Here is an 8,641-nt window from a genome sequence, read left to right as displayed (position 1 = left end):
TCCACGATTCGTTCGATTTAACGGCTGCCGATCTGCTAAAAATACCTGCAGAAACTGCAACGCAGAAGGTTAAAAACTTCTTCTCGCTATTCATTCCCAAGAAAGATTTCTTTTTCACCCCAATACTCATCAACCTCAACATCCTGATTTTTATCATCATGGTAATCTGCGGTGCAGATTTTATTTCGCCAAGTTCAGAGATCCTGATTAACTGGGGTGCCAACTTCCGTCCACTGATCTCCATCGGACAATATTGGCGCTTAATAACCAACTGTTTTCTGCACATCGGCATATTACACCTTCTTTTTAATATGTATGCACTGCTTTATGTTGGCGTACTGTTAGAACCTATGCTGGGCAAAAGCAAGTTCATTGCGGCATATTTATTAACCGGCATAGGAGCCAGTTTGGCAAGTACCTGGTGGCACGAGCAAACCATTAGTGCAGGTGCATCTGGTGCCATTTTCGGCCTTTATGGTGTTTTTCTTGCCCTACTTACTACCGACCTGATCGAAAAGGAAACCAGAAAAGAATTATTAACGAGTATCGGTATTTTTGTGGTTTTTAACCTGGCATATGGTATGAAAGGCGGTATTGATAATGCTGCCCATATCGGCGGACTGGTTTCGGGCCTGGTAATGGGCTATGTTTTTACGCCAAGTTTAAGGCAACCCGAAAAACCATCACTCGGCATCATATCTATTGCTACATTGTGCGTGGTGATGCTTTTTTCATCCTTTGCGCTGATAAAATCGATCCCGAATACAGAAAGTTTAACCGAATACGACACAAGATTTAAACGTTTCAGGATTTTGGAAACCATGGCACTTGGTGTTTATTCCCTTGAGGCAGATACAAAAAAGGAAGACGCGCTATACGAGATCCGCGACCGTGGAATTTATTACTGGAATGAAAACATCAGTTTGCTCGACAGTTTAGAGCAATTGAACCTTCCTACTATTGTTAGGAAGCGTGATAAGGTTTTAAAAGAATATTGTAATTTACGGATCAAGGCTTACGAGTTGATGTACAAAGCAGTGGATGAAAATTCGCACAAATACGATGCTGATATTGCAAAAATAAACAAGCAGATAGAATCCACACTTAAATCTTTTGAATGATGTAATCAATTTGACAACAGTCATTTTTAAATCGTCATACTGCTTAGTATTGGGTTGCTTTAATCGAAATGAATAAAACATCGCTTTAATATCGACCACAAAGACACCAAGGCACAAAGTGGCTAATTTCTTTGTGTCTTTGTGCCTTCGTGGTAATTCTTAGCTAGCTATTCCAGATAAAAGGTGCTTGTTTTACAAACTTTCCCTCTCCTAACTGCTCAATAATAAAAGCTGCAATATTGGCTGCGTTAATCTGATCGCCATCGCAATTAAGCAAACTTGTTCCAATAGCTGTTTGTTGGTCGGTTTGGATAATTAAGGGTAAACGGATCAAGGTCCAATCGAGATCACTTTCTTCTAGCATTTCGTATTCCTTTTGGCGATCGGCTGTCGAAATCGGATAATTTTCATGCATCCATTGGGTAGCAAATTTGGTTTTCGCATCTTTTTCATCAAAAGCAGTATCAACGTTGATACCTGTTAATACGATATAACGTTTCAGCCCAAAAGTATTCATTGCTGTAGATATGTTAGTAGTTGATTGCGTAAAGATTGTTTTTTCACTCGCGGGTTGTCCCATGCCTAATGCACTCACAACAACATCACATCCTTTTATAAAATGATGTACGGCTTTGGCATCACTAACATCGCCTGTTATCATTTTTAAGTCTGAGTGGTTGGTCTGAAGTTTGTCCGGATTTCTAACAAGGGCTTTTACCCTGAAATTTTGCGCCAACAGCGCTTTTAAGATATAAGTACCAGCTTTACCTGTAGCACCGATTAAAGCAATTTTTAAATCTTGCATGGTGTTCTCTTTATAAAATTCTAGAAAATAATAGTTTAATCCCTGTTATCGGATGGATAAGGGAGTTTCAGAACGGGGTTCTGTTTCGGGAATATTTTATAAAGAGATTTTAATAGGACTAAGCTACGAAAAAAATCGTCATTGCATTAAAGTATTATTAACCACGCAGACACAAAGAACACGAAGCGAATTTCTTGGTGCCTTTGCGCCTTTGTGGTAAAACATTAATCTTTAAACTTCTTCATGAAGTTACTCACGCTTTCTTCTAAATTTCCATCAGCGATGGCTTTAACGAAAGCAGTACCGATGATTGCTCCATTGGCATACGAGCAAGCTTTATCGAAAGTTTGTTTATCACTGATCCCGAAACCGATCATAGTTGGGTTTTTAAGGTTCAGGTTTTTAATTCTGCTGAAATAGGCTTCTGTGGTATCGCCAACCTCTAAATTTTTACCTGTGGTAGCCGATGATGATAACAGATAGATAAATCCATTGGTTAAACCATCAATTTTGTGGATGCGTTCTTCGGCGGTTTGGGGCGTAATTAAAAATACATTGCTCAGGTTGTGTTTTTCGAAGCAATCTTTATAAAATTCTTCATACTCTACCATAGGCAGATCTGGAACGATACAACCATCCACTCCCACTTCGGCGCAGGCCTCGCAAAATTTTTCGACACCAAACTGCAAAACAGGGTTTACATAACCCATTAATAAAACAGGAATGCTTACTTTTTTACGCAGATCTTTCAACTGTTCGAAAAGCAGTTTTAGCGTCATACCCTGATCCAGTGATTGTTTGCTACTGGCCTGGATTACCGGCCCATCGGCAACGGGATCTGAATAAGGAAAACCTATTTCGAGTATATCGGCACCTGATTGCTCTAATAATTCGGCAATTTGTAAAGTATCGCCAGTGTTAGGATAACCAGCGGTATAATAAATTGATAATATATTTTTCTTCTCCTGGAAGAGTTTTTTGATACGATTCATTTTCTGAGATTTGAGATTTGAGACGTGAGACGTGAGATTTGAGACATTAGACTTTAAATTCGTTGCGAGAAAGTCCACTGTCTCATATCTAGTGTCTATTATCTCATATCTATAAATTAAAATATTTGATATAGGTATCCAGATCCTTGTCGCCGCGACCTGAAAGGCAAATCACTACATTTTCGCCACCTTTAAATTCCATTTTTTCTAAATAAGCCAGGGCATGTGCGCTTTCGATGGCAGGAATAATGCCTTCTAATTGGGTACAAAGCAAACCAGCATCTAAACTTTCTTCGTCGGTGATCGAAACGTATTGTCCGCGGCCGGTTTTAAACAAATGTGCATGTTGTGGGCCAATGCCCGGATAATCCAGTCCTGCAGAAACCGAATGCGGCTCAACCACCTGTCCGTCTTCTGTTTGCATTAAAATACTTCTGCTACCATGTAAAACGCCTTCTTTACCCAGATAAGTGGTTGCGGCAGAAAATCCGCTTGATACACCTTTGCCGGCTGCTTCAACAGCGATGAGTTTAACATTTTCATCATCCATAAAATGATAAAACATACCCATTGCGTTACTTCCGCCACCTACGCAGGCCAAAACATAATCAGGCTGGTCGCTTCCGGTCTGCTCTAACAGTTGTTTTTTGGTTTCTTCTGAAATGATTGATTGAAAAATCGCCACCATATCAGGGTAAGGGTGTGGACCAACTACCGAACCGATGATATAATGCGTATCAACCGGATTATTGATCCAATCGCGCATGGCTTCATTAGTGGCATCTTTTAAAGTTTTACTACCAGAACTTGCCGGAACAACCTTTGCACCCAACATTTTCATGCGGGCAACATTTGGCGCCTGACGTTCGATATCGACCTCACCCATGTAAATTACACACTCAAGGTTACGCAAAGCACAAACGGTTGCGGTGGCTACACCATGCTGACCAGCACCTGTTTCGGCAATAATCCGCTTTTTGCCCAATTTTTCGGCCAATAAAATCTGTCCGATGGTATTGTTGATTTTATGCGCACCGGTATGGTTTAAATCTTCCCTTTTCAGAAAAATATTGGCACCGTAGCGTTCCGAATATCTTTTAGCAAGGTATAATGGCGAAGGACGCCCAACATAATCTTTTAATAATTGATGAAATTCCTTTTGAAAACCGGCATCATCAATAATCTTTAAATAGTTTTGACGCAATTCTTCTACGTTCGGATAAAGCATTTCGGGGATGTAGGCACCTCCAAAATCTCCGTAATATCCTTTTTCGTTTACTTTGTATTTCATGTTTCTTTTATTTTTCCCTTTGGTTGAAACCAAAGGCTATGAATAACAACTTATTTATTCATTTCTTTTATAAATTCTTTAATTTTTGCTGCATCCTTAAGGCCAGGTTCGGTTTCGAAACGGCTGTTAATGTCGAGCGCATATAAACGTTCGTCGTTTATATTTTTTATGGCTGTGGTATGTTCTAAATCAATGCCACCGCTTAAAAAGTAAGGTTTGGAGTATGTATATCGGTCTAGAACAGACCAGTTGAATGTTTTTCCTGACCCACCATGTGCTTTTGTTTTGGTATCAAACAGAAAGTAATCTGCAACTTCTAAGTAAGATTCTAAAGCTGAAAAATCGAAATCCTCATCTATTCCAAAAGCTTTGATCACTTCTAAAGTAGGAAAGTCTGATTTTAGCGCAGCACAATATTCTGGCGATTCACTTCCATGTAATTGAACGGCTTTCAGCTTTAACGCAATCACTTTATCCTTTACCTTTTCGATGTCCTCATTTACAAAAACACCAACAGTTTTAATTTCGGAGGGAATGTATTTGATCAACTCTGCAGAAACATCACTGATTAACCTTGGCGATTTTTCATAGAATATAAAGCCTAAATAATCAGGCTGTAGCTCCGCAACCGCAGCGATATTTGCTGCTAAACGCATTCCGCAAACTTTTAACTTTAACATGCCAATAAGTTTTTGAAACTGTTTAATGCTTTTTTGCTCATCAGCGATTCTTCTGCTTCATAATAGCAATCGGCAAAAGATAGTTCAGGTTTGATGGTTTTAATGGCCAATGCCGAATTACACAGCACCACATTGTTCTGTACATCGGTAGCTTCGCCGTTGAGCACATCCATAAATATTTTGGCTGATGACTCCACGGTATCGCCACCTTTGATGGCATTTACATCAACTTTTTGGAAGCCCATATCGTCGAGCGTTAAAATCTGCTCGCCCTTGTTGCTAAAGGTTTTTACATCACAGGTGAGTGAAATCTCGTCGTAACCTTCTAAAGCATGTACAATGGTATAACTTTTATCGGTATCCTGATATAAATAAGCATATAAACGGGCCAATTCCAGACTGAACACACCTACCATCTGGTATTTTGGCTGCCCTGGGTTAACCATTGGTCCCAACATATTGAAAAATGTTTTTACGCCCAGTTCCTTTCGGATCGGCGCTACAATTTTCATCGCAGGGTTAAACAAAGGAGCATGCAGAAAACAGATTCCGGCTTTATCCAGGTTGCGTTTTAAAGTACCTTCATCATTGGTAAAGGTATGACCTAAATATTCCATCACGTTCGACGATCCGCAGCCTGATGAAACGCCATAATTGCCATGTTTAGCTACCGGATGACCGGCACCCGCCACCACAAAAGATGATAGGGTAGAAATATTGAAGGTATCCTTTCCATCTCCTCCGGTGCCACAAAGATCGATCAGATCGTAACCCGAAAGGTTGGTTTTTACACACATATCCAACATCGCATCACGGAAACCCTGTAGCTCCTGCACGGTAATGTTGCGCATGGCGTAAGCGGTAATGAAAGCGGCAATCTGCGAAGAATTGAAAGCACCTTCTGATATGGAAATCAGGATATTCTTTGCCTCTTCCCTGCTAAAGCTCTTGTTCTCGAATAAATGGTTTAATATTTTTTTCATGTTTATTGCTCAATCTGCCATGGTTTGTGTCTCCACAAACCATTTGTATTTATTTTTATTCCGGTTCGTGGCGCATAAAAAAAGGATTGCTTTTTGGGCAATCCTCTTCGTTGTGTTTAAAATATTTTAAAATATATAACAATAGAATTTGCCTAACGAATTTCGTTATGCCACCACCAATTGTTATTTAAGTTTTTAATTATCATGTTTGTATAAAGCAAATATTGATATAGTTTTTTAATATTCCAAAATCTTTCTAAAAATATATGTCTTTCTTCAAAAGAAAAGTACAGTTTAATGATGATTTCGGTTTCGGATCCAATCCGGTTACCAAAAATCAGCGTATGCTCAACCCCGACGGTTCTGCGAATATTGAGCGTACTGGTTTGCCATGGTTTAAGTTTGATGATACCTACACCCGTTTGGTTACCATGAGCTGGACGCGGTTTTTCTTCGTGATACTGCTTGCCTACCTCGTGGTAAATACCATTTTCGCGGTTTTATATAACCTTGTTGGCATCGAAAATTTGGATGGTGCCAAAGGCGTTACCCTCCGCGATCAGTTTTTTGATGCTTTTTTCTTTTCGGCACAAACCATTTCTACGGTTGGTTATGGCCATATTTCGCCGCAGGGATTTATTACGAGTGTGCTTGCCGCTTTCGAAAGCATGTTGGGATTACTGGCTTTTGCATTGGCTACCGGATTATTATACGGCCGTTTCAGTCGCCCCACTTCCAAGGTGAGTTTCAGCAAAAAAATGGTGATTGCACCTTACGAAAACGGACATGGATTGATGTGTCGTTTGGTTAATTTACGCCGCAACCAGCTTATTGAGGTAGAAGTACAAATGGTAATGTCGTATAATGAAACCGTTGATGGCAAACATGTTCGGAGGTTTTATCCTTTGGCATTGGAGCGTGATAAAATCGGCATTTTATCTTTAAACTGGACATTGGTACACGCCATTACTGAAGAAAGTCCGTTTTACGAAAAATCGCTAACAGAATTGCAACAGGCAGAGGTAGAAGTTTTTGTGATGCTTAAAGCTTTCGACGATACTTTTTCGCAAACCGTTCATTCCAGAACCAGTTATCAGGATGAAGAAATAGAAATGGACGCCAGGTTTGAGAAAATGTACCACCATAACGAAGAAGGTAAAATGGTGATGGATTACAGTAAGCTGGATAAGGTAGAGCGGACGGTTTAATTATATTTTTCTTGTTGTGCTATTTACCGTTATTTCATTTTACTTCCTATCCAACATCGTCATTTCGAGTGGAGTGCAACGAAATCGAGAAATCTATTGAGATAGATCTCTCCATTCCACTACGTTTCAGTCGAGATGACGGTTTTATTGAAGTTTGGGAATGGCGGTAAAATTACAATTTCTCTTTATTGTAAATGTTTTTTTGGAAAGCAGGTTTCAGTGCCAGTTGGTTACAGTAGTCCCGCCATACGCTACAATCTTTTTGTGGCTCTGTCATCCTGAGGCACGAAGGATCTTTTTCATAGCTTGCAGATGCTTCGTACCTCAGCATGACAGGATATTTAAGGTTCCTGCAAACAAAAAGGATTTTCGCTGCTGTCGGGTTTAGATGGGTTGGGTTAGTGCAATAAAAAAACTACCCCGCCTTCAGTCTATTTGCCAACTCACCCGATCATGTTCTTATTGAGCTTATTCCAAAGTTGTCAACTTTCTTTCCACCGTACTATTAAAGTTGACAACTTATAACGATGTCTTTTGAATGAATCCCACAATATCTTTATACAATTGATTTCCACCAAAAATCATCTGACTGATCATTGGCACGTGGCTTTTGCCCTTGATTTCTTTTATTTCAACCGGGATGTTGTTTGCTTTAAGCTTTTCGTACAACCTTGGAGTTTGCAATTTGATAGCGCCGTAAGTTTTACTTCCATAAAAAAGCAGATGCGGATTTTTGATATTGTTTACATAATCCAAAGGTGAAGCAGTTTTCCAAACCGCAGGCTGGTCGGTAAAAGTTCTGATGAAATCAAAGTAAAAATGATCTTTTTCGGCTGTGGTTAAATATTCTTCCATATCCAAACCAAATGGATCATTCAGGATCAGGCCTTTGATTGGATTTTTAATTGCAGCCTTTTTAAAGTATTTAGGATCTGCATTGATCAGCTCACCCAGATGTGCCCCGGCCGAATGCCCCATTACAAAAATCTTATCGGGGTTGGCGGTATAATCAGCAATATGTTCATGAACCCATTTTACGGCCAAAGCACAATCATCAGCCATTTTTTCGTACTGCACATTTGGCGCCAAAGGGTAATTGATAATTACGGTAACCACACCTTTCCGAGCGAAATTCCTACCCAGCCACCAATAGGTTTCTTTTTTGCCACTGCTCCACGAACCGCCGTGAATAAAGATTAATACAGGTTTATTTTTGATACTGTCGGTTTTGTAAAAAATATTCAGCGTATTGGCCTCGTTTGTATTGCCTGCATAATTAATGTTTTTTACTTTTTTAACCTGCGCAGCAGAAATTATCGTTTGAAATAAGAGCATTAATAAAACAAGGGATTTGTACATAAAAAAGGTTTATCATCTCAACAGTAAATAAACGAAATTGTTGTGGGCGTGGATTTTAAAAATCGGTTCGTCACCCTGAATTTATTTCAGGGTTTCTATTTATCCAATAATGTATTTGGTAGGCAACTAAACGTTGAGATTTCAATAAATATCATTCGTTGTAAGATTGCTTCGTCGTGCCTCCTCGCAATGACGGCTTTTT

The 8,641-nt window shown here is 39.5% G+C and carries 8 protein-coding genes; 2 read left to right on the top strand and 6 right to left on the bottom strand.

Annotation, left to right across the window (positions count from 1 at the left end):
* A partial coding sequence (locus B2V92_RS25785) for a rhomboid family intramembrane serine protease (protein WP_293313561.1) occupies window positions 1-1,121 on the top strand: 1,121 nt, incomplete at its 5' end.
* A gap of 163 nt (window positions 1,122-1,284) precedes the next feature.
* Here the strand turns inward: B2V92_RS25785 and B2V92_RS25780 are convergent.
* From B2V92_RS25780 to trpD, 5 genes are all read right to left on the bottom strand, one after another.
* Window positions 1,285-1,926, bottom strand: coding sequence for an NAD(P)-dependent oxidoreductase (locus B2V92_RS25780; protein ID WP_293313558.1), 642 nt, complete (start codon window positions 1,924-1,926; stop codon window positions 1,285-1,287).
* Window positions 1,927-2,150: 224 nt separating this feature from the next.
* Complete coding sequence (gene trpA, locus B2V92_RS25775; protein ID WP_293313555.1) at window positions 2,151-2,918, bottom strand: tryptophan synthase subunit alpha; 768 nt, start codon at window positions 2,916-2,918, stop codon at window positions 2,151-2,153.
* A gap of 109 nt (window positions 2,919-3,027) precedes the next feature.
* Window positions 3,028-4,209 carry a tryptophan synthase subunit beta gene (gene trpB, locus B2V92_RS25770; protein ID WP_293313553.1) on the bottom strand — a complete coding sequence of 394 codons (1,182 nt, stop codon included), beginning with the start codon at window positions 4,207-4,209 and terminating at the stop codon, window positions 3,028-3,030.
* 50 nt (window positions 4,210-4,259) lie between these two features.
* A complete protein-coding gene (locus B2V92_RS25765) occupies window positions 4,260-4,889 on the bottom strand; it encodes a phosphoribosylanthranilate isomerase (protein WP_293313550.1) in 630 nt (209 codons plus the stop codon).
* Window positions 4,883-5,872 (bottom strand): anthranilate phosphoribosyltransferase, encoded by a 990-nt coding sequence (gene trpD / locus B2V92_RS25760; protein WP_293313547.1) that lies wholly within the window; start codon window positions 5,870-5,872, stop codon window positions 4,883-4,885. Before trpD ends, B2V92_RS25765 begins: the two co-directional genes overlap by 7 nt.
* 266 nt (window positions 5,873-6,138) lie before the next feature.
* Between trpD and B2V92_RS25755 the strand changes: the two genes are divergently transcribed.
* On the top strand, window positions 6,139-7,080 hold the full coding sequence (locus B2V92_RS25755; RefSeq protein WP_293313544.1) for an ion channel: 942 nt from the start codon (window positions 6,139-6,141) through the stop codon (window positions 7,078-7,080).
* A 519-nt stretch (window positions 7,081-7,599) separates the two neighbouring features.
* On the opposite strand, the gene B2V92_RS25750 is transcribed toward B2V92_RS25755, so the two are convergent.
* Window positions 7,600-8,439 (bottom strand): alpha/beta hydrolase, encoded by an 840-nt coding sequence (locus B2V92_RS25750; protein WP_293313516.1) that lies wholly within the window; start codon window positions 8,437-8,439, stop codon window positions 7,600-7,602.
* Between the last annotated feature and the right edge of the window lie 202 nt (window positions 8,440-8,641).

It is taken from the genome of Pedobacter sp. UBA5917, from assembly GCF_002432345.1.
In the GTDB taxonomy this organism is placed as follows: Bacteria; Bacteroidota; Bacteroidia; order Sphingobacteriales; family Sphingobacteriaceae; genus Pedobacter.
Note: the sequence above shows the minus strand (reverse complement) of the source record. Positions and strands in the feature narration are given on the sequence as shown.